The 20,746-nt window shown below is 61.1% G+C and carries 20 protein-coding genes and 1 tRNA gene; all 21 read left to right on the top strand.

The window, feature by feature from the left end:
* Nucleotides 1–68: 68 nt before the first annotated feature.
* The 21 genes from RCH14_RS06655 (at nt 69) to nuoN (ending at nt 20,743) form a co-directional block, all read left to right on the top strand.
* Nucleotides 69–1,577, top strand: coding sequence for a S41 family peptidase (locus tag RCH14_RS06655; protein ID WP_343025360.1), 1,509 nt, complete (start codon nt 69–71; stop codon nt 1,575–1,577).
* Between the two features lie 229 nt (nt 1,578–1,806).
* On the top strand, nt 1,807–1,932 hold the full coding sequence (locus tag RCH14_RS06660) for a hypothetical protein (RefSeq protein ID WP_343025361.1): 126 nt from the start codon (nt 1,807–1,809) through the stop codon (nt 1,930–1,932).
* Nucleotides 1,933–2,026: 94 nt separating this feature from the next.
* Nucleotides 2,027–2,995 carry an MYG1 family protein gene (locus RCH14_RS06665; RefSeq protein ID WP_343025362.1) on the top strand — a complete coding sequence of 323 codons (969 nt, stop codon included), beginning with the start codon at nt 2,027–2,029 and terminating at the stop codon, nt 2,993–2,995.
* A 93-nt stretch (nt 2,996–3,088) separates the two neighbouring features.
* Nucleotides 3,089–4,075, top strand: a complete 987-nt coding sequence (locus tag RCH14_RS06670) for an NAD(P)H-quinone oxidoreductase (protein ID WP_343025363.1) — start codon at nt 3,089–3,091, stop codon at nt 4,073–4,075.
* A gap of 148 nt (nt 4,076–4,223) precedes the next feature.
* Nucleotides 4,224–4,979: a triose-phosphate isomerase gene (gene tpiA / locus RCH14_RS06675; RefSeq protein WP_343025364.1), complete on the top strand. Its 756-nt coding sequence runs from the start codon at nt 4,224–4,226 to the stop codon at nt 4,977–4,979.
* Between the two features lie 86 nt (nt 4,980–5,065).
* The gene (gene secG / locus RCH14_RS06680) at nt 5,066–5,476 is read left to right on the top strand and encodes a preprotein translocase subunit SecG (RefSeq protein ID WP_343025365.1); all 411 of its coding nucleotides are present in this window, start codon (nt 5,066–5,068) and stop codon (nt 5,474–5,476) included.
* 348 nt (nt 5,477–5,824) lie between these two features.
* A tRNA-Leu gene (locus tag RCH14_RS06685) sits at nt 5,825–5,909 on the top strand.
* Between the two features lie 172 nt (nt 5,910–6,081).
* Nucleotides 6,082–6,441: an NADH-quinone oxidoreductase subunit A gene (locus RCH14_RS06690; RefSeq protein ID WP_183557670.1), complete on the top strand. Its 360-nt coding sequence runs from the start codon at nt 6,082–6,084 to the stop codon at nt 6,439–6,441.
* Between the two features lie 3 nt (nt 6,442–6,444).
* Nucleotides 6,445–6,921, top strand: a complete 477-nt coding sequence (locus RCH14_RS06695) for an NADH-quinone oxidoreductase subunit B family protein (RefSeq protein WP_147933132.1) — start codon at nt 6,445–6,447, stop codon at nt 6,919–6,921.
* Nucleotides 6,922–6,939: 18 nt separating this feature from the next.
* Complete coding sequence (locus tag RCH14_RS06700) at nt 6,940–7,533, top strand: NADH-quinone oxidoreductase subunit C (RefSeq protein WP_343025366.1); 594 nt, start codon at nt 6,940–6,942, stop codon at nt 7,531–7,533.
* Nucleotides 7,533–8,786 (top strand): NADH-quinone oxidoreductase subunit D, encoded by a 1,254-nt coding sequence (locus RCH14_RS06705; protein ID WP_183557677.1) that lies wholly within the window; start codon nt 7,533–7,535, stop codon nt 8,784–8,786. The genes RCH14_RS06700 and RCH14_RS06705 overlap by 1 nt, the downstream gene beginning before the upstream one ends.
* A gap of 20 nt (nt 8,787–8,806) precedes the next feature.
* Nucleotides 8,807–9,283 carry an NADH-quinone oxidoreductase subunit NuoE gene (gene nuoE, locus RCH14_RS06710; RefSeq protein ID WP_183557680.1) on the top strand — a complete coding sequence of 159 codons (477 nt, stop codon included), beginning with the start codon at nt 8,807–8,809 and terminating at the stop codon, nt 9,281–9,283.
* Entirely contained in the window at nt 9,280–10,575 is a 1,296-nt protein-coding gene (gene nuoF / locus RCH14_RS06715) for an NADH-quinone oxidoreductase subunit NuoF (protein WP_343025367.1), read from the top strand. Before nuoE ends, nuoF begins: the two co-directional genes overlap by 4 nt.
* Before the next feature lie 21 nt (nt 10,576–10,596).
* Complete coding sequence (gene nuoG, locus RCH14_RS06720) at nt 10,597–12,939, top strand: NADH-quinone oxidoreductase subunit NuoG (protein WP_343025368.1); 2,343 nt, start codon at nt 10,597–10,599, stop codon at nt 12,937–12,939.
* Complete coding sequence (nuoH, locus tag RCH14_RS06725) at nt 12,939–14,030, top strand: NADH-quinone oxidoreductase subunit NuoH (protein WP_343025369.1); 1,092 nt, start codon at nt 12,939–12,941, stop codon at nt 14,028–14,030. Before nuoG ends, nuoH begins: the two co-directional genes overlap by 1 nt.
* A 10-nt stretch (nt 14,031–14,040) precedes the next feature.
* Entirely contained in the window at nt 14,041–14,529 is a 489-nt protein-coding gene (gene nuoI / locus RCH14_RS06730) for an NADH-quinone oxidoreductase subunit NuoI (protein WP_183557692.1), read from the top strand.
* A 31-nt stretch (nt 14,530–14,560) separates the two neighbouring features.
* Nucleotides 14,561–15,241: an NADH-quinone oxidoreductase subunit J gene (locus RCH14_RS06735; protein ID WP_343025370.1), complete on the top strand. Its 681-nt coding sequence runs from the start codon at nt 14,561–14,563 to the stop codon at nt 15,239–15,241.
* Nucleotides 15,238–15,546, top strand: a complete 309-nt coding sequence (nuoK, locus tag RCH14_RS06740) for an NADH-quinone oxidoreductase subunit NuoK (RefSeq protein WP_343025371.1) — start codon at nt 15,238–15,240, stop codon at nt 15,544–15,546. Before RCH14_RS06735 ends, nuoK begins: the two co-directional genes overlap by 4 nt.
* Nucleotides 15,547–15,585: 39 nt before the next feature.
* The gene (nuoL, locus tag RCH14_RS06745) at nt 15,586–17,697 is read left to right on the top strand and encodes an NADH-quinone oxidoreductase subunit L (protein WP_343025372.1); all 2,112 of its coding nucleotides are present in this window, start codon (nt 15,586–15,588) and stop codon (nt 17,695–17,697) included.
* Between the two features lie 22 nt (nt 17,698–17,719).
* Nucleotides 17,720–19,222 (top strand): NADH-quinone oxidoreductase subunit M, encoded by a 1,503-nt coding sequence (locus tag RCH14_RS06750; protein ID WP_343025373.1) that lies wholly within the window; start codon nt 17,720–17,722, stop codon nt 19,220–19,222.
* Nucleotides 19,223–19,228: 6 nt separating this feature from the next.
* Nucleotides 19,229–20,743 (top strand): NADH-quinone oxidoreductase subunit NuoN, encoded by a 1,515-nt coding sequence (gene nuoN, locus RCH14_RS06755; RefSeq protein ID WP_407070059.1) that lies wholly within the window; start codon nt 19,229–19,231, stop codon nt 20,741–20,743.
* The last annotated feature ends 3 nt before the right edge of the window (nt 20,744–20,746 follow it).

The raw sequence follows: 20,746 nt of genomic DNA on the forward strand, positions 1-20,746 counted from the left end.
CGCAAACCAGAAGGTAATAAACTGGACTCGCAATGAACAGATATTGTCGTCATTCCCTGGTTCTTCTGATGTTGCTGCCCCTCGGCCTTCCAATGTTGGCTGCCGCTGACAGCACAAGCCTGGAAAAAAATCGCCTGCAAACGCCGGGCACCAACGCTGTTGTTCTGCAAGCCGGTGCGCTTTCGCGGCCTGAAGGGGGTAATGCGTCGACTGCGGCCGGACTAACGGGCAGTGGGCTGATCACCGGACCGTCCGCCGATAACGAGCCTGAATTTTCTGCGCAGGACCTGCAGGCGGACCTGCGCTTCATGCGAGACGAAATCGACAGGATTCACCCTGATCCGGGCCTGTTTGCCAGCCGGGAAACGCTCCGAAAGGCCTATGAGCAAGTCGCTGCGCAGTTGCAGAAACCAATGACCCGCGACCAGGCATGGGTGGTGCTTGCCAAGCTGAACCCGCTGTTCGCGGACGCGCACATGCTGGTTGCTCCGCGCAAATGGACAGCGCTCACCAGGACACACCTCGAAGCGGGCGGTGTGCTGTTCCCGTATGAGGTCCAGGTTGGCATCGACGGCGACATGATCATCCGGGCCGAGCTCGACGGCAGCACGAGCCCGCTGACAGGCACGCGCATCGAGCAAATCAACGGTGTGCCTGCCGCCCGCGTCGCGCAGGAACTCCTCTCGCTCATGGGCGGCGAAACGCCGGGACTGCGGGCCAATCTTCTGTCACGCCGCATGTGGTTCTATTACTGGCGAGTGTTTGGGGCGCCGCGGCAATTTGACCTGGTCGTTACCAACCCTGATGGGCCAAAACACATACGCATGGCAGGCACCAGCAAGATTCCAACTTCGCTGGACATCGAAGGGGCTTCCGGTTTCAAAAAAACCTTTCAGTTCGAACTGCTCCCCGGGAAAGCAGCGCTGCTGACGATCAATCAGTTTCAGTGGCCCGACCAACAGGCCTTCAATGCATTCACCAAGGACGCGTTTACCAGAATCCGCGATGCGAAGGTAACGACACTCATGATCGATGTTCGCGAAAATACTGGCGGCAACGACGATATGTGGAAAGCGGGGCTTTTACCTTACATTGCCGACAAGTCCTTCCGGAATGGCTCGAGCTATGTCAAAAAAGTCATCGAAGGGCGAGCGAGAGGGGCCGAAAAAGTTGGCGACATCGTGCACGGGTTCGGCGACACCTGGGTTGAACCTGACTTGAGCAATCCGCTGCACTTTTCCGGAAAAACATACGTGCTGGTTGGCCGCATTACTTACTCATCTGCGGTGCTGTTTTCGAATGTCGTACAAGACTTCGGCTTTGCACAGCTGGTAGGTGCCGGCGGATATGCGCGCGCACGTCAAACCGGCGGCGTACGCAACATCACATTACCGAACACCGGGCTGGAATTGACCATCCCGTTTTTCGTGCTCGACCGTCCCTCAGGAAGTCGGGAGCCCGCGCTGGTACATCCCGACATCGTATTGCCTGACAGTCCATTCGACCGCATGGTGATCGTAAAAGCCCTGCTCGAACAGGTGCGCAATGCGAGCGCTTTCGCATCTGGCGCGCACTGAGTTGTACCTGCGCTGGCGCTACCTCTGTGCAGTGGTTGGTTCCATCCCAGGCACTCCGGCAACGTCGGCAATTGGGTCTATGGCGCCATCGAGAATGCCGTAGTACGTGATGTGGCTACCGAGTCAGTCAAGAATGTTCGTCAGGCGCGCCTGTCCGCCCCACGTTCGAGGAGGGTGTTGATCATCGCCCGGTCATCTGGCTTTCACGCCACGTCTGGCCACGCCGGTCGTGCGCTATCTGGTCACGCTGTTCTTCTCGCACCGCCACAAGAAGCTGGCGCAGGCACTGGGTGAGCGCGCTGCAACCGGCCAACGCCGCGCCGCAGACCGCAGCCAAGCCGGCCGGGCGCGCTGAGATCGGCTGAAATGCGTCCTCGCATGGTAGGCTTCGGCTTTGACTCACTCGCGCGCCCGAAACAATCGCGGCGTAGCGGCAATTTGGAGCTTGTATGTTGATTGCCACTCACGGCGGCAAATTCCACGCAGACGATGCGTGGGCGGTCGCCGTCCTGAAGGTGTTGTTCCCCGACGCCGACGTTATCCGTACGCGCGAGCAGGCCCGGATCGATGCCGCCGACTTCGCGATCGATGTCGGCGGGGTCTGGGACCCGGCCACGGGCCGGTTCGACCACCACCAGAAGGAATTTAACGCCACCCGGCCGTCCGGCGTGCCGTATGCCAGCGCCGGCCTGGTCTGGCGCGACCACGGTGCGCGGTGCGTCGCCGCGCTGGCGCTGCGTCACACGGGCGAGACCTTATCCGACGATACCGCCCAGCAGATCGCGTATGCCATCGACGTCGATATCGTCCAATACCTCGATTTGTCGGACGTCGGCGTGGCCAAGAACGCACCGGGCAGCTATGGCTTGTCGGCCGTGGTCTCGGGCTTCAATCCGGGCTGGCTCGACGAGCAGCGCCTGGGCTATGGCGAAGCGGTCGACGAGTATCGCATGGGCCAGTTCATGCGCGCCGTGGAGTTTCTCACCGACATCATGGGCAATGCCGTGCGCTACCGCGTGGGCGCCATGCTGGCCGTTACGCAGGTGCGCCAGGCCGAGGTGCTCGAAGGCGGCAAGCTGCTGTTCCTGAAGAACGCCGCGCTGCCGTGGAGCAGCATCGTACGCAAGGAAATGCCGAAGATCCTGTTCGTCATCAGCCATAGCCTGACCGAGAACCGCTACATCCTGCACACGGTGTCGGTCGATACCGAAAGCTTCGATGCGCGCGCCGACTTGCCCGAAACCTGGGCCGGCCTGCGCGAAGCGGACCTGGCTGCCGTGACGGGCGTGCCGGACGCCGTGTTCTGCCACACGGGCCGGTTTATTGCTGCCGCGCGCAGTTATGACGGCATTCGCACGATGGCGCGTCAGGCGCTCGATGCGGTCGAGCAGGGCGTGACGGTCACGACCTATTCGTAGGCGGGGCATGCGCGGCGCGCACGCTCTACGGGTGGTCGGCAAGCCAACGCCGACTCCCGTACAATTGCGGTTTTGCTAATGCAGGAGCCATCCATGCGCGCTATCGAAATCACCAAGCCGGGTCAGCCCGACGTATTGCAACTGTGCGACCGGCCGATACCAGCCCTGAAAAGCGGCGAAGTCCTGATCAAGGTCCATGCTGCCGGTATCAACCGCCCCGACGTGTTCCAGCGCCTGGGTAAATACCCGGTGCCGCCGGGCGCCTCTGATCTGCCGGGCCTCGAAGTGGCCGGCGAAATCGTCGATGGCGAGCTGGGGGACAGCGGTTTTGCCAAGGGTGACCTGGTCTGCGCGCTGGTGCAGGGTGGCGGTTACGCCGAATACTGCGCGGCGCCGCTCGAGCAATGCCTGCCCGTGCCAGAAGGGCTGAGCCCGCTGGAAGCGGCAACCTTGCCGGAAACGTTTTTCACCGTCTGGAGCAATGTGTTCGACCGCGCCGGTCTGGCCGAGGGCGAAAGCCTGCTGGTGCAGGGCGGCAGCTCGGGTATCGGCGTGACCGCCACCCAGATCGCCAGCGCGCTGGGCCACCGCGTGTTCATCACGGCAGGCAGCGACGACAAATGCCGCGCCGTCGAAGCACTCGGCGCCGAGCGGGGCATCAATTACCGCGATGAAGATTTCGTCGCGGTGGTCAAGGAACTCACGGACGGCCGTGGTGTCGACGTGATTCTGGACATGGTTGCGGGCGACTACGTCGCGCGTGAGATCGACTGCCTGGCCGACGATGGCCGCCTGGTCGTCATCGCGCTGCTGGGTGGCGCGCAGGCTAACCTCGACATGAACCAGGTGCTGCGCCGTCGCCTGACCATCACCGGTTCGACGCTGCGTCCCCGTTCGGTCGCGTTCAAGGCGGCCATTGCACGCCAGCTGCGTGAGCAGGTCTGGCCGCTGTTTGCGCAAAAAAAGATCAAGCCGGTGATCCATCATGTGTTCCCGCTGGCTGACGCTGCGGCGGCGCACACGATGATGGAATCGAGCACGCACGTTGGCAAGATCGTGCTGCAGGTGCTGGCCGACTGACCACAAAAACAACAGGCGCGCCGGCGTGGGTCCATGGGGCCCGCGCGGCGCATCCACGGGCGGTTTCAGGCTGGTTGACGCTGTCAGCCATTGTTTGACCGCCACAATATCGACCGCTAGAATAGCGGGTTATTTGACATGGGGTAGTATGCGTCCCACACTCGTAGTAGGTAACTGGAAGATGAACGGCAGCCGGGCATTCAATGCCGAGCTGCTGCAAGGCATTCTCGCTGGTCTGGACGCCGGCGCTGGTGCGCAGGCAGCGTGCGCGGTGTGCGTCCCCGCACCGTATCTGTTCCAGTGCGAGCAGTTGTTGGCCGGTAGCAGCGTGGCCTGGGGTGCGCAGGATGTCGCAACCGAGCCGTCTGGTGCCTTTACCGGCGAAGTGTGCATCTCGATGCTGCAGGATTTCGGCTGCCGTTATGTGATCGTCGGCCACTCCGAGCGCCGTGGCTACCACGGCGAATCGAACGAGCTGGTCGCGCGCAAGGCGAAGGCGGCACTGGACGCCGGCCTGACCCCGATCGTCTGCATCGGCGAAACGCTGGAACAGCGCGAAGCGGGCGAGACCAACGATGTTGTCGGCGGCCAGCTGCATGCCGTGCTGGAACTGGTGGGCTTTGAAGATGTCCCACGCCTGGTCCTGGCCTACGAGCCGGTATGGGCGATCGGCACTGGCAAGACCGCCACGCCGGAGATGGCGCAGCAGGTCCACGCCGACATGCGCGCGTTAGTGCGCAAGTGCAACATCGACGCTGCCGAAACCGTACAAATCCTTTACGGCGGCAGCATGAAGCCGGAGAATGCACGCGAGCTGCTGGCGCAACCGGACATCGATGGCGGCCTGATCGGCGGGGCAGCACTGAAGGCCGACGATTTCCTTGCCATTCTGCGCGCTGCATAAGGACATAATCTTCCGCATATAGTTTTGCGAAGATTTTGGAATTACAAAAAATTTGAAACGCTGTTAAACCTTGGAATGGAATTGCAATGATCTGGTCTAATCTTATTATCGTCGTGCAGGTTATCTCGGCCCTGTCCATTATTGGCCTGGTCCTGATGCAGCACGGCAAGGGCGCTGATATGGGTGCGGCCTTCGGCTCCGGCGCCTCCGGCAGCCTGTTCGGCGCATCCGGTTCGTCGAATTTCCTGTCCAAGGCAACGGCAGTGGCCGCCGCAGTCTTCTTCGGCACCACGCTGACGCTGGCCTACATCGGCAACGATCGCAGCGGCGGCGACAATGCCGGCGTGATGGGCCGCGCCCAGGCGCCTGCAGCCGGTATCCCGGTCACGGCCCCGGTGCAGACGGCGCCAGCCGATGTGCCAACCCTGCCAGCTGGCAGTGCGGTCCCGGCCGTCCCGGCACCAGCGCCGGCAGTGCCTGCGCCAGCGACCAAGTAAGCAACCAGGTAAGTGACCAGGTAAGCGCCGCAGCAAGCGTAAAACCAGGTCACGCTGTCCCGGCGCCGTGCGCGCCGTTGTGGTTTAAAAACAATGCGCCTTTTATCGGGCGCATTGTTGTTTTTAGGCGTAGAATACCGCGGCGCGTGACAGGGTTAGGCAACCTGCATGGGCAGCCTTGCAATATGAACCGTTGTGCCGCAACGAACTTTGTCATGCTCATGTCAGTAAAAGAGCGTCCAATAGATTGTTCGGCGATATGATTCAAATATATGGCAAATATCTTTGTGATTGCGCAATTTGAGCATTGAAAGATAGTGCTAAAGCAGGGTAAAATACTGTTCTCCAGCCGACGTGGTGAAATTGGTAGACACGCTATCTTGAGGGGGTAGTGGCGCAAGCTGTGCGAGTTCGAGTCTCGCCGTCGGCACCAAAATTTAGAAAGAAAGCCAGCAAGGGCGCACGAGTCTTTACCTCATGCCTGAGCTGGCTTTTTTACGAGGATCTGTCGTACGATCCTGGCGGCAGGCTCGAGGCCAGGTTCGCACGATTCGGTGCTGCATCTCTGCAGCGTTCCATTAACCGATCGTTCAGAAGGCTTCATCGTGAACCTCGAAAGTTATCTCCCCGTTCTTCTCTTTATCCTGGTTGGCATCGGTGTCGGTGTCGCCCCGCAGGTGCTTGGTCGCCTGCTCGGGCCGCACAAGCCCGACGATGCCAAACTGTCTCCGTATGAATGCGGCTTCGAAGCCTTCGAAGACGCGCGCATGAAGTTCGACGTCCGGTACTACCTGGTCGCGATCCTGTTTATTTTGTTTGATCTTGAAACGGCATTCTTCTTCCCATGGGGCGTCTCGATGCGCGAACTGGGGTTCACCGGTTTCATCACGATGATGGTGTTCATCGCCGAATTCGTCGTGGGCTTCTGGTACATCTGGAAGAAAGGTGCCCTTGATTGGGAATAAGCCATGGCTATTGAAGGCGTACTAAACGAAGGTTTCATCACCACCACAGCCGACAAGCTGGTCAACTGGGCACGTACCGGGTCGATGTTCCCGATGACGTTCGGTCTGGCCTGCTGCGCGGTCGAGATGATGCACGTGGGCGCGGCCCGCTACGACATGGACCGCTTCGGCATCGTGTTTCGACCGTCGCCACGCCAGTCCGACGTCATGATCGTTGCCGGCACGCTGTGCAACAAGATGGCGCCGGCGCTGCGCAAGGTCTATGACCAGATGGCCGAGCCGCGCTGGGTCATCTCGATGGGCTCCTGCGCCAACGGTGGCGGCTACTACCATTATTCGTATTCGGTCGTCCGTGGCTGCGATCGCATCGTCCCGGTCGATGTCTACGTGCCAGGCTGTCCACCGACCGCCGAAGCTCTGCTGTACGGCATCATGCAGCTCCAGAACAAGATCAAGCGCACCAATACCATCGCGCGCTAAAAACGGACGGCGTACTCCATGACGACAAAACTCGAAACCCTTCAACTCGCCCTGCAGACTGCATTGGGTGAGGGCGCCGCTATTTCCAGCGCGCTGGGTGAAGTCACGGTGGTGGTCAAGGCTGCCGACTATATCGGCTCGATGACGACGCTGCGCGACACGCCTGCGCTGGCCTTCGAGCAGATGATCGACCTGTGCGGCGTCGACTATTCGGAATATGGCGAAGGCACCTACGAAGGGCCGCGCTTTGCGGTCGTCGTGCACCTGCTGTCGCTGACCCACAACTGGCGCGTGCGCGTGCGGGTGTTCTGCCCGGACGACGACATGCCGCTGGTTGAATCGATCACGCCGATCTGGCGCGCCGCCAACTGGTTCGAGCGCGAAGCGTTCGACCTGTTCGGTATCCTGTTCGATGGCCACGGCGACCTGCGCCGCATCCTGACCGACTACGGTTTCATCGGCCATCCGTTCCGCAAGGACTTCCCGGTTTCGGGCTACGTCGAAATGCGCTACGACCCCGAGCAGAAACGCGTGATCTATCAACCCGTCACGATCGAACCGCGCGAGAACATTCCCCGCGTGATTCGCGAAGAGACTTACGGGACGAAATAATGGCTGAGCTTAAGAACTACACCCTGAACTTTGGTCCGCAGCACCCGGCAGCGCACGGCGTGCTGCGCCTCGTGCTCGAACTCGACGGCGAGGTGATCCAGCGCGCCGACCCGCACATCGGCCTGCTGCACCGCGGCACCGAGAAGCTGGCCGAGACGCGCACCTACCTGCAATCGGTGCCGTACATGGACCGTCTCGACTACGTGTCGATGATGTGCAACGAACACGGCTACGTGCTGGCGATCGAAAAGCTGCTCGGCATCCAGGCACCGATCCGCGCCCAGTACATCCGCACGATGTTCGACGAAGTCACCCGCATCCTGAATCACCTGATGTGGCTGGGCGCGCACGCGCTGGACATCGGCGCCATGGGCCCGTTCCTGTACTGCTTCCGCGACCGCGAAGACTTGTTCGATGTCTACGAAGCCGTGTCGGGCGCGCGCATGCACGCGGCCTACTACCGCCCGGGCGGCGTGTACCGCGACCTGCCGGACACGATGCCACAGCACAAGGCTTCGCCCATCCGCAGCGCCAAGGCGATCGACGCACTGAACGAACACCGCCAGGGCTCGGTACTCGACTTCCTCGACGCGTTCACGAAGCGCTTCGATGGTTACGTCGACGAGTACGAAACCCTGCTGACCGATAACCGTATCTGGAAGCAGCGTACGGTCGGCATCGGCGTGGTGACGCCGGAAGACGCGAAAGCGATGGGCTTCACGGGCGCCATGCTGCGCGGCTCGGGCATCGCCTGGGATCTGCGCAAGACCCAGCCGTACGCAGCGTACGACAAGGTCGAGTTCGACATTCCGGTTGGCACCAACGGTGACTCGTACGACCGCTACCTGGTGCGCGTGGAAGAGATGCGCCAGTCGAACCGCATCATCAAGCAATGCATCACCTGGCTGCGCGCCAATCCGGGCCCGGTCATGATCGACAATAACAAGATTGCGCCGCCGAACCGGATGGACATGAAGTCCAATATGGAATCGCTGATTCACCACTTCAAGCTGTTTACCGAAGGCTTCCACGTCCCAGAGGGCGAGGCGTATGCCGCGGTCGAGCATCCGAAGGGCGAGTTCGGCATCTATATCGTCTCCGACGGCGCCAACAAGCCATACCGCCTGAAAATCCGCACGCCGGACTATGTCCACCTGCAGAGCCTCGACGAAATGGCACGCGGACACATGATCGCTGATGCCGTCGCCATCATCGGTACGCAAGACATCGTGTTCGGCAGTATTGATCGCTAGTCCGAAAGGCAGAGAAGAATATGTTATCCCCGCAGTGCTATCAAAAAATCGATCGGGAGCTGGCCAAGTACCCAGCCGATCAACGCCAGTCGGCCGTGATGGCCTCGCTGGCCCACGCCCAGGTCGAACTGGGTTGGCTGTCGCCAGAGACGATGCAGGAACTTGCCGATTACATCCAGATGCCGGCCATTGCCGTGCAAGAGGTGGCGACTTTCTACAATATGTTCAACGTCAAGCCGGTTGGCCAGCACAAGATCACCGTGTGCACCAACCTGCCATGCGCATTGTCGGGCGGTGAACGCGCGGCCCAGCGCATCAAGGATGCCCTGAACATCGACTTCCGTGACACCACGGCGGACGGCAAGTTTACGCTGATGGAAGGCGAGTGCATGGGCGCCTGCGGCGACGCACCCGTCATGCTGGTGAACAATCACCGCATGTGTTCGTTCATGAGCGACGCCAAGATCGACGCCTTGCTTGAGGAGCTGAACAAATGACCAGCCTGCACGATCGTCACATCAAGCCGCTGATCCTGAAGGATCTGAACGGCAGTAACTGGCACCTGAACGACTACGTCAACCGTGGTGGTTACTCGGCGCTGCGCCGCATCATCGAAGAAAAGATCACGCCCGAGCAGATCATCGCCGACATGAAGGCGTCGGGCCTGCGCGGCCGTGGCGGCGCCGGTTTCCCAACCGGCCTGAAGTGGAGCTTCATGCCGCGCCAGTTCCCGGGCCAGAAATACCTCGTCTGCAATACCGACGAAGGCGAGCCGGGCACGTTCAAGGACCGCGACATCATTCGCTACAACCCGCATTCGCTGATCGAAGGCATGGCCATCGGCGCCTACGCGATGGGCATCACCGTGGGCTACAACTATATCCACGGCGAGATCTTCGAAGACTACCTGCGCTTTGAAGAAGCACTCGAAGAAGCGCGCGCCGCCGGCTTTTTGGGTGACAACATCCTGGGCAGCACGTTCTCGTTCCAGCTGCACGCGCACCACGGTTATGGCGCCTACATCTGCGGCGAAGAAACCGCGCTGCTCGAGTCGCTCGAAGGCAAGAAGGGCCAGCCGCGCTTCAAGCCACCTTTCCCGGCCTCGTTCGGCCTGTACGGCAAGCCGACGACGATCAACAACACCGAGACCTTTGCTGCGGTCCCGTTCATCCTGAACATGGGCGCCGAGAACTACATGGCGCTGGGCAAGCCGAACAATGGCGGCACCAAGATCTTCTCGATCTCGGGCGACGTCGAGCGGCCAGGCAACTATGAGGTCCCGCTGGGTACGCCGTTTGCGACCCTGATGGAACTGGCAGGTGGCATGCGCGGTGGCAGGAAGATCAAGGCCGTGATTCCAGGCGGTTCGTCGGCGCCAGTGGTGCCGGGCGAGCAGATGATGCAAACCGATCTCGACTACGATTCGATCGCCAAGGCCGGCTCGATGCTGGGTTCGGGCGCCGTCATCGTGATGGACGAGACGCGCTGCATGGTCAAGTCGCTGCTGCGCCTGTCGTACTTCTATTACGAAGAATCGTGCGGCCAATGCACCCCATGCCGCGAAGGCACGGGCTGGATGTACCGCATGGTCCACCGCATCGAGCATGGCCAGGGCCGACCGGACGACATGGATCTTCTGAACAACATCGCTGACAACATCAAGGGTCGCACGATTTGCGCGCTCGGCGATGCGGCCGCGATGCCGGTCCAGGCCATGATCAAGCACTTCCGCGAAGAATTTGAATATCACATTGAGCACAAGCACTGCCTCGTGCCCTCATACCTTTAAACCAGGTCAGGTAACGATCCCATGGTTGAAATTGAATTAGACGGCAAGAAAGTTGAAGTCCCACCGGGTTCGATGGTGATGGACGCCGCAAACAAGCTCGGAACGTACATTCCGCACTTCTGCTATCACAAGAAATTGTCGATTGCTGCGAACTGCCGCATGTGTCTCGTCGAAGTGGAAAAGGCGCCGAAGCCTCTGCCAGCGTGCGCGACCCCGGTCTCGCCTGGCATGATCGTGCGCAGCCACAGCGACAAGGCCGTGCAGGCCCAGAAGTCGGTGATGGAATTTTTGCTCATTAACCACCCGCTCGACTGCCCGATCTGCGATCAGGGCGGCGAATGCCAGTTGCAGGATCTGGCCGTGGGCTATGGCAAGAGCGGTTCGCGCTACGAAGAAGAAAAGCGCGTGGTGGCCCCGAAAGAAGCGGGCCCGCTGATCTCGATGGAAGAGATGTCGCGTTGCATCCAGTGCACCCGTTGCGTGCGTTTCGGCCAGGAAGTTGCCGGCGTCATGGAATTCGGCATGCTGGGCCGCGGCGAGCATTCCGAAATCACGACGTTTGTCGGCAAGACCGTCGACTCGGAAGTGTCGGGCAATATGATCGACCTGTGCCCGGTCGGCGCGCTCACCAGCAAGCCATTCCGTTATTCCGCACGTCCATGGGAACTGCAGCGCCGCAAGTCGGTCTCGCCGCACGATTCGCTGGGCGCGAACCTGATCGTCCAGGTCAAGGGCGGCAAGGTCATGCGCGTGCTGCCGCTCGAGAACGAAGCGGTCAACGAGTGCTGGCTGTCGGACAAAGAGCGTTTCTCGTACGAAGCACTGAACAACACCGATCGCCTGACCAAGCCAATGATCAAGCAGGGCGGCATGTGGCAGGAAGCCGAGTGGCAAACCGCGCTCGAATACGTCGCCCACGGCCTGCGCAATATCCGTCACGAACATGGCGCCGATGCGATCGCTGCCGTCGCGACTGCGCACTCGACCGTCGAAGAACTGCACCTGCTGAACAAGGCCGTGCGTGGCATGGGCTCCGACAACATCGAGTTCCGCCTGCGCCAGAGCGACTTTTCGCTCGACGGCCAGGTCACGCCGTGGCTCGGCATGCCGATCGCCCAGCTGAGCACGCTCAAGCGCGCGCTGGTCATCGGTTCGTTCCTGCGCAAGGATCACCCGCTGGTCACGACGCGTCTGCGCGCCGCCACCAAGTCGGGTCTGCGCCTGTCGCTGGTTGCCGGCGCGGACGACGAACTCCTGATGAAGGTCGCGCACAAGCTGATCGCAGCACCGAGCGACTGGCTCGTCGCGCTGTCGGAAATCGTCGTTGCCATCGCTGCCGACAAGGGCATCGCGGCACCAGCCGGTTTCGAGCAGATCGAAGCGTCGGACATCGCAAAAGCGATTGCCGCCTCGCTGGTCGTCGTCGGTGACGTTGAACTGCCAGGCGCGATCCTGCTGGGCAACGCTGCTGCACAACATCCGCAAGCATCGAAAATCCACGCCGCTGCGCAGTGGATCGCCGAGCAGACCGGTTGCTCGTTCGGTTACCTGGTCGAGTCGGCCAACACGATCGGCGGCCACCTGGTGGGCGCCACGTCGGGCAAGAACGAAGCACCGTTCGCCACGCCGAAAAAAGCCTATGTGCTGCTGAACGCCGAACCGCAACTGGATGCCGCGAACCCGCAGCAAGCCACGGCTGCGCTGGCTGCTGCCGAGATGGTCGTCGTCATGTCGGCCTTCAAGCACGGCCTGGATTACGCCGACGTGCTGCTGCCAATCGCGCCGTTCTCGGAAACCTCGGGCACGTTCGTCAATTGCGAAGGCCGCGCACAAAGCTTCAACGGCACCGTGCGTCCGCTGGGCGACACCCGTCCAGCCTGGAAAGTGCTGCGCGTGCTGGGTAACCTCTTGGGCCTGCAAGGCTTCGACTACGACACGTCGGAATCGATCCGCGACGAGCTGTTCGGCAAGGGTGTGACCGATCTGTCGGGCAAACTGAACAACAACGCCACGCTGGCACCGACTGTCGGCGCTTACGCGCCAGCCGGCCAGCTCGAGCGCGTGACCGACGTGCCGGTGTACTTCACCGATGCGCTGGCGCGCCGCGCCGAGCCACTGCAGCGCACCGCCGACGCGAACGCGCCGCTGGTGACGCTGTCCAAAGCGGTGGCTGAATCGATTGGTGTCAAAGCCGGCGACAGCGTCACCGTCACGCAAGGTGCCGGTTCGGCCGTGCTGGTGGCCGACGTCGACGCCACGCTGCCATCGAACGCGGTGCGTGTCGCCGCCGGCCATCCGGCCGTGGCAAGCCTGGGCGCCATGTTCGGTGCCATCCAAGTTGCAAAAGCAGGGGAGAGCAAGTAATGGCCGCGCCCGGTTACATTGATTCATTCAACGCCGGCGGTGCAGACCTGCTCGGCCCGGTCTGGCCGATTGTCTGGACCCTGATCAAGATCATCGCGGTGCTGGCACCGTTGATGATCGCGATTGCCTACGCCACGCTGTGGGAACGCAAGTTCATCGGCTGGATCCAGATCCGCGTGGGCCCGAACCGCGTCGGTCCCGGCGGCCTGCTGCAGCCGATGGCCGACGGCTTAAAGCTCCTGATCAAAGAGATCGTGATCCCGGCCAAGGCGAGCAAGAGCCTGTTCGTGATCGGTCCGGTCATGACGATCATGCCGGCACTGGCTGCCTGGTCGGTCATTCCGTTCGGCCCGCAGTTTGCGCTGGCCAATGTCAACGCCGGCGTGCTGCTGCTGATGGCCATCACCTCGGTCGAGGTGTACGGTATCATCATCGCCGGCTGGGCCTCGAACTCGAAGTACTCGTTCATGGGCGCCATGCGCGCATCGGCCCAGATGATCTCGTACGAAATCCCGATGGGTTTCGTGCTGGTGGTCGTACTGATGGTCACGGGCAGCCTGAACCTGTCGGACATCGTCGCCGCTCAGCAGATGGGCATGTTCGCCGGCTGGGGCGTGAACTTCCTGTCGTGGAACTGGCTGCCGCTGTTCCCGCTGTTCATCATCTATCTGGTGTCGGGCCTGGCCGAGTGCGGCCGTCACCCGTTCGACGTGATCGAAGGTGAATCCGAGATCGTTGCCGGTCACATGGTCGAGTACTCGGGCATGTCGTACGCGATGTTCATGCTGGCCGAATACGGCAACATGATCCTGATCGCCTGCCTGGCTTCGCTGTTCTTCCTTGGAGGCTGGTCGGCACCATTCAGCTTCCTCGAAGTCGGCGGCACCCTGGGCGGCTTCATCGGCTTCTTCTGGCTGTTCCTGAAAACGTTCTGCCTGGTCACGTTCTTCATCTGGGTGCGCGGTACGTTCCCACGTTACCGCTACGACCAGATCATGCGTCTGGGCTGGAAAGTGTTCATTCCGATCACGCTGATCTGGCTGGTGTTCATCGCCGCCTGGATGCAGACGTCGTGGAATATTTGGAAGTAAGGGGACGCACATGTCACGTATGAAAGAAATCCTCGGCAGCCTGATGCTGACCGAGTTGATCAAGGGCCTGGCCCTGACCGGCCGCTACGCTCTGTCGCGCTCGATCACGGTGCAGTATCCGGAAGAAAAGACCCCGATGTCGAACCGCTTCCGCGGTCTGCATGCGTTGCGTCGCTACCCCAACGGGGAAGAGCGCTGCATCGCCTGCAAACTGTGCGAAGCAGTCTGCCCGGCCATGGCGATCACGATCGAGTCTACCCAGCGCGAAGACGGCACCCGCCGCACCTCGCGCTACGACATCGATCTGACCAAGTGCATCTTCTGCGGCTTCTGCGAAGAATCGTGCCCGGTCGACTCGATCGTCGAAACACACGTGCTGGAATACCACGGCGAAAAACGCGGCGACCTCTATTACACCAAAGAGATGCTGCTGGCCGTGGGTGACCGCTACGAAACCGAGATTGCCGCTGCCCGCGAGGCGGACGCCAAGTTCCGCTAAGTGTTAATTACAAGAGGCTCCTGGGTTAGTCATGACATTTACTGATATTTTGTTCTACGTGTTCGCGGCCGTGATGGTGCTGGCCAGCCTGCGCGTCATCACCGCCAAGAACCCGGTTCACGCCGCGTTGTTCCTGGTGCTGACCTTCTTCAACGCGGCCGGTATCTGGCTGCTGCTCAAGGCCGAATTCCTCGCCATCGTGCTGGTACTGGTCTATGTCGGCGCCGTCATGGTGCTGTTCCTGTTCGTCGTCATGATGCTCGATATTAATATCGACCGCATGCGTGAAGGCTTCTGGGGCTTCCTGCCAATGGCGCTGGGCGTCGGCGCCCTGATCGTGCTCGAGATGGGCGCGGTGCTGTGGCACGGCTACAGCAACTTCCAGCAAACGCCGGAAGCGGCTGCCCTGAACATCGGCGGCACCAAGGAACTGGGCCTGCAGATCTACACGCGCTACATCTACGGCTTCGAGATTGCCGCCGTGGTGCTGCTGGTGGCGATTGTTGCCGCCGTTGCCCTGACGCTGCGCCGCCGCAAGGACAGCAAGGCCATCGATCCGGCCGACGCCGTGCGTGTCAAGCGCAACGACCGCCTGAAGATCATCAAGGTCGCGACCGTGAACCAGCCGGCCATCGATGCCGCGAACGTGGCCAAGGCCGCAGCTGCTGCCGCTGCCGCCGCGCCTGCTGCCGAACCGAAGGAAAGCAAATGACCGTCTCCCTCGCACACTACCTGATTCTCGGCGCGATCCTGTTCGCCACCGCCGTGGTCGGTATCTTCCTGAACCGGAAAAACATCATCATCTTGCTGATGGCCATCGAATTGATGCTGCTGGCGGTGAACCTGAACTTCATCGCGTTTTCCCACTACCTGGGCGACGCGGCGGGCCAGATCTTCGTGTTCTTCATTTTGACCGTCGCGGCCGCCGAAGCAGCAATTGGCCTGGCGATCCTGGTGGTCCTGTTCCGCAATCTGGACACGATCAACGTGGAAGACCTCGACAGCCTCAAAGGCTGATCGGTCTCGCTCGATAACTTATAACGAATAAGGTTCAACATGGCGGGGCAAATTTCAACCTCACTCTTACTGGCGGTGCCACTGGCGCCGCTCGCAGGCTCGGCGATTGCCGGTCTGCTGGGTACCAAGTTCCTGGGCAATGTCGTCGGCCGCAAGGTGTCGCATACCGCGACCATCCTCGGCGTGGCGATCGCGTTGGTCATTTCGGTCATGACCCTGATGGCCACGCTCGACGGCTTCACGCTCAATCAGGATCTGTACACCTGGATGACCGTCGGCACGCTCAAGATGGCCGTCGGCTTCCAGATCGACACCCTGACCGCGATGATGATGTGCGTCGTCACGTCGGTGTCGCTGATGGTGCACATCTACACGATTGGCTACATGGCCGAGGATGACGGCTATAACCGCTTCTTCTCGTACATCTCGCTGTTCACGTTTGCCATGCTGATGCTGGTCATGTCAAACAACTTCCTGCAGCTGTTCTTCGGCTGGGAAGCAGTGGGCCTGGTTTCGTATCTCCTGATCGGCTTCTGGTATACCCGTCCGACCGCGATTTTCGCCAACATGAAGGCATTCCTGGTCAACCGCGTCGGCGACTTCGGTTTCATCCTCGGGATTGGACTCATTCTGAGTGCCGCTGGCACGATGAATTATGCCGAAGTGTTCGCCAAGGCCGACCAGCTGGCCCTGATGACCGTGCCGGGCACCGACTGGCCGCTGCTGACCGCCGCCTGTATCTGCCTGTTCATCGGCGCGATGGGCAAGTCGGCGCAGTTTCCGCTGCACGTCTGGCTGCCTGACTCGATGGAAGGTCCGACCCCGATCTCGGCACTGATCCACGCCGCAACGATGGTTACCGCCGGCATCTTCATGGTGTCGCGCATGTCGCCGCTGTTCGAGCTGTCCGACGGCGCGCTGTCGTTCATCATCGTCATCGGTTCGATCACCGCGCTGTTCATGGGTTTCCTGGGCATTATCCAGAACGACATCAAGCGCGTGGTCGCTTACTCGACGCTGTCGCAGCTGGGCTACATGACCGTCGCACTGGGCGTGTCGGCCTACTCGGTCGCCGCATTCCACCTGATGACGCACGCGTTCTTCAAGGCGCTGCTGTTCCTTGGCGCCGGCTCGGTCATCATGGGCATGCACCACGACCAGGACATGCGCAATATGGGCGGCCTGCGCAAGTACATGCCGATCACCTGGATCACTTCCCTGATCGGTTCGCTGGCCCTGATCGGTACCCCGTTCTTCTCGGGCTTCTACTCGAAGGATTCGATCATCGAGGCAGTACACGCGAGTAATCTGCCAGGCACCGGCTTTGCGAACTTCGCCGTGCTGGCCGGCGTGTTCGTCACGGCGTTCTACTCGTTCCGCATGTACTTCCTGGTATTCCACGGCGAAGAGCGTTTCGGCAAAGCCCATGCGCACGACCATCATGACGATCATGCGCATCACAAGGCGGCTGACGATCATTCCGATCCGCACGCACTGCACGATTCCGGTTCGCACCATGAAGAAGACGCGCACGACGACCATGGCCACCACGGCCTGGCCCCGGGCCAGAAGCCGCACGAGTCCCCATGGGTCGTGACGGTGCCGCTGGTCCTGCTGGCAATCCCGTCGATGCTGATCGGTTTCTTCACGATTCAGCCGATGCTGCATGGCACGTTCTTCGATGGCGTCATCACCGTGAACCCGAACCACCCGGCCATGGCCGAACTGGGCGAGATGTTCCACGGCGCTGCCGCGATGGCCCTGCACGGCCTGCAGACCGCACCGTTCTGGCTGGCACTGGCCGGCGTCGTTGCCGCCTACTACTGCTACATGATCAACCCACGCGTGCCGGCCTGGTTCTACGCCAAGTTCAAGCCACTGCACACCCTGCTGGACAACAAGTACTACATGGATGCGTTCAACCAAAAAGTCTTCGCCGGCGGCTCGCTGCTGCTGGGCGGCGGCCTGTGGAAAGTGGGCGACCGCGGCCTGATCGACGGCCTGGTCGTCAACGGCAGCGCCAAGGCAGTCGGCTGGTTCTCGACCATCACCCGTAAAGCACAGACCGGTTACATCTACCACTATGCGTTCGTGATGATCGTTGGCGTGCTGGCGGCCATGCTGTACTTCTTCCCGTTCTGGCGCGGTTAATCACAGGCAGAGATAACGAAAAATGATGCAGTCTACAATTTCAACATTTCCACCGTACCTGAGCCTGGCCATCTGGCTCCCGATCCTGTTCGGCGTGCTGGTCCTGGCCGTTGGCCGCGACAAGAACGCCGGCATGGTACGCATGCTCTCGCTCGTGGGCGCCATCGTCAGCCTGTTGCCGACGATTCCCCTGATCACGAACTTCGACAACGCTGCCCACGGCATGCAGTTCTTTGAAGAAGCGGCCTGGATTGATCGCTTCAACATCTTCTACCGCCTGGGCGTCGATGGCCTGTCGCTGTGGTTCGTGCCGCTCACTGCCTTCATCACGATCATCGTGGTGCTGGCGGCCTGGGAAGTGATCCAGGAACGCGTCGCCCAGTACATGGGTTCGTTCCTGATCCTGTCGGGCCTGATGATCGGCGTGTTCTGCGCGCTGGACGGTCTGCTGTTCTACTTCTTCTTCGAAGCGACGCTGATCCCGATGTTCATCATCATCGGCGTGTTTGGTGGCCCGAACCGCGTGTATGCAGCGTTCAAGTTCTTCCTGTACACGTTCTTCGGTTCGCTGCTGACGCTGGTCGCGATCATCTATCTGTACAACGCGTCGGGTTCGTTCAACATCCTCGACTGGCACCTGCTGCCACTCACGATGAAAGAGCAGATCCTGATCTTCTGCGCGTTCTTCATGGCGTTTGCCGTCAAGGTCCCGATGTGGCCAGTGCACACGTGGCTGCCGGATGCCCACGTCGAAGCGCCAACCGGCGGCTCGGTCGTGCTGGCTGCGATCATGCTCAAGCTCGGCGCATATGGTTTTCTCCGATTTTCGCTGCCGATCACCCCTGACGCGAGTCAGTACCTGGCGCCGGTCGTCATCGTGCTGTCGCTGATCGCCGTGATCTACATCGGTCTGGTCGCACTGGTCCAGAAAGACATGAAGAAACTGGTGGCGTACTCGTCGATTGCCCACATGGGCTTCGTCACACTGGGCTTCTTCATGTTCAACGACCTGGGCGTGCAGGGCGGCCTGATGCAGGCGATCTCGCACGGTTTCGTGTCGGGCGCGATGTTCCTGTGTATTGGCGTGCTGTACGACCGTGTCCACTCGCGTGAAATCGCTGCGTACGGCGGTGTCGTCAACACGATGCCGAAGTTCGCCGCCTTCGCCGTGCTGTTCTCGATGGCCAATGCCGGCCTGCCGGCGACGTCGGGCTTCATCGGCGAATTCATGGTCATCCTGGGCGCGGTCGAGTTCAACTTCTGGACGGGCCTGGCTTCGGGTACCGCGCTGATCCTGGGCGCTGCCTATTCGCTGTGGATGGTCAAGCGTGTCATCTTCGGCCCGGTCGCCAACAAGCATGTCGCCGAGCTGGTCGACCTGAATGGCCGCGAGTTCGCCATCCTGTCGGTGCTGGCCATCGCCACCCTGGCCATGGGCCTGTACCCGGCACCGATCGCCGAGACCTTGCAGGTGTCGGTCACCGATCTCCTGCAACATGTCGCAGTCAGCAAAGTGCCTCAATAAAACGCCATGAATGAGATGACCCCAACCCTGTTAGCGGCAGCCGACACCAATCTGGTGCCGGTGTATGCCGAGATCTTCCTCCTGATCGCGACATCGGCGATCCTGCTGATCGATATGTACCTGAAGGCCGGCAAGCGCAACCTGACGTACGCGCTGTCGCTGCTGGCAATCGCCGGTTGCGCCGTGTTCTCGTTCGTCGATTTCAATGCCGGCACGACCGTCTTCACCTTCAGTGGGATGTATGTGTCCGACCCGATGTCGAACCTGCTCAAGTTGTTTACGTACCTGGCCACGGCCATGACCCTGGTCTATTCGCGCCAGTATGTCGGTGAGCGCGACATGATGTCGGGCAACCTGGGCGGCGAGTTCTATGTGCTTGCGCTGTTCTCGATGCTCGGCCAGATGATCATGATCTCTGGTAACAGCATGCTGTCGATCTACCTTGGCCTCGAACTGATGTCGCTGTCGCTGTACGCCCTGGTGGCGCTGCGCCGCGATCACGCGATCTCGACCGAAGCGGCGATGAAGTACTTCGTCCTCGGCGCACTGGCCTCGGGTTTCCTGCTGTATGGCATGTCGATGATTTACGGCGCAACCGGTTCGCTCGATATCACCACGATCCGCGAGGTCACGAGTGCCGGGCAGGCCGATCCGATGATCCTGGTCTTCGGCCTGGTGTTCCTGGTGGCTGGCCTGGCGTTCAAGCTCGGCGTGGTGCCATTCCACATGTGGGTACCCGACGTCGTGCAGGGCGCGCCAACCGCCGTCACGCTGCTGCTGGGTGGCGCGCCGAAGCTGGCGACGTTCGCCATCGTGATCCGCCTGCTGGTCGAAGCGCTGCCATCGATGGCCGTGGACTGGCAGCAGATGCTGATGGTCGTGGCAGTCCTGTCGCTCGCCTTCGGTAACATCACGGCAATCGCGCAGACCAATATCAAGCGCATGCTGGCCTACTCGACCATTGCCCAGATGGGCTTTGTCGTGCTGGCCCTCGTGGTGGGCAATACGGGTAGCAGCCTGACCGATGCTGCTGCCGCCTACAGCGCCGGTATGTACTACACGATCATCTATGTGCTCACGACGGTCGGCACCTTCGGCCTGATCATGATGCTGGCGCGCGCCGGCCACGAAGCAGAGCTGATCAGCGACTTCAAGGGTCTCGGCAAGCGCAGCCCATGGTTCGCCATTGTCATGACCGTCCTGATGTTCTCGCTGGCCGGCGTGCCGCCGATGGTGGGCTTCATCGCCAAGTACGCGGTGCTGCAGGCCGTTGCCAATGCCGGCATGGTGTGGCTGGCCGTCGTGGCGGTGATGTTCTCGCTGATCGGTGCGTTTTACTACCTGCGCATCGTCAAGACCATCTGGTTCGACGAAGCAGCAGACACCTCGGCCATCTCGACCCCGCTGGACATGCGCATCATCATGTCGCTCAACGGCGTGGCAATCGTGGTGATGGGCGTGATTCCAGGCAGCCTGCTGGCCGTCTGCTACAGCGCCATGCAAGCCACGCTGGCCAAATAAGGC

The sequence above is a fragment of the Massilia sp. MP_M2 genome, assembly GCF_039123635.1.
In the GTDB taxonomy this organism is placed as follows: Bacteria; Pseudomonadota; Gammaproteobacteria; order Burkholderiales; family Burkholderiaceae_D; genus Telluria.

What these genes read in the sequence shown, in the direction of transcription:
- RCH14_RS06665 (WP_343025362.1), top strand. Translation starts at nt 2,027, where the DNA reads ATGTTGATTGCCACTCACGGCGGCAAATTCCACGCAGACGATGCGTGG.
- nuoE (WP_183557680.1), top strand. Translation starts at nt 8,807, where the DNA reads ATGTTATCCCCGCAGTGCTATCAAAAAATCGATCGGGAGCTGGCCAAG.
- RCH14_RS06750 (WP_343025373.1), top strand. Translation starts at nt 17,720, where the DNA reads ATGATGCAGTCTACAATTTCAACATTTCCACCGTACCTGAGCCTGGCC.
- nuoH (WP_343025369.1), top strand. Translation starts at nt 12,939, where the DNA reads ATGGCCGCGCCCGGTTACATTGATTCATTCAACGCCGGCGGTGCAGAC.
- tpiA (WP_343025364.1), top strand. Translation starts at nt 4,224, where the DNA reads ATGCGTCCCACACTCGTAGTAGGTAACTGGAAGATGAACGGCAGCCGG.
- nuoG (WP_343025368.1), top strand. Translation starts at nt 10,597, where the DNA reads ATGGTTGAAATTGAATTAGACGGCAAGAAAGTTGAAGTCCCACCGGGT.
- nuoK (WP_343025371.1), top strand. Translation starts at nt 15,238, where the DNA reads ATGACCGTCTCCCTCGCACACTACCTGATTCTCGGCGCGATCCTGTTC.
- secG (WP_343025365.1), top strand. Translation starts at nt 5,066, where the DNA reads ATGATCTGGTCTAATCTTATTATCGTCGTGCAGGTTATCTCGGCCCTG.
- nuoI (WP_183557692.1), top strand. Translation starts at nt 14,041, where the DNA reads ATGTCACGTATGAAAGAAATCCTCGGCAGCCTGATGCTGACCGAGTTG.
- RCH14_RS06695 (WP_147933132.1), top strand. Translation starts at nt 6,445, where the DNA reads ATGGCTATTGAAGGCGTACTAAACGAAGGTTTCATCACCACCACAGCC.
- RCH14_RS06700 (WP_343025366.1), top strand. Translation starts at nt 6,940, where the DNA reads ATGACGACAAAACTCGAAACCCTTCAACTCGCCCTGCAGACTGCATTG.
- RCH14_RS06670 (WP_343025363.1), top strand. Translation starts at nt 3,089, where the DNA reads ATGCGCGCTATCGAAATCACCAAGCCGGGTCAGCCCGACGTATTGCAA.
- RCH14_RS06705 (WP_183557677.1), top strand. Translation starts at nt 7,533, where the DNA reads ATGGCTGAGCTTAAGAACTACACCCTGAACTTTGGTCCGCAGCACCCG.
- nuoL (WP_343025372.1), top strand. Translation starts at nt 15,586, where the DNA reads ATGGCGGGGCAAATTTCAACCTCACTCTTACTGGCGGTGCCACTGGCG.
- RCH14_RS06735 (WP_343025370.1), top strand. Translation starts at nt 14,561, where the DNA reads ATGACATTTACTGATATTTTGTTCTACGTGTTCGCGGCCGTGATGGTG.
- nuoN (WP_407070059.1), top strand. Translation starts at nt 19,229, where the DNA reads ATGAATGAGATGACCCCAACCCTGTTAGCGGCAGCCGACACCAATCTG.
- nuoF (WP_343025367.1), top strand. Translation starts at nt 9,280, where the DNA reads ATGACCAGCCTGCACGATCGTCACATCAAGCCGCTGATCCTGAAGGAT.
- RCH14_RS06655 (WP_343025360.1), top strand. Translation starts at nt 69, where the DNA reads ATGTTGCTGCCCCTCGGCCTTCCAATGTTGGCTGCCGCTGACAGCACA.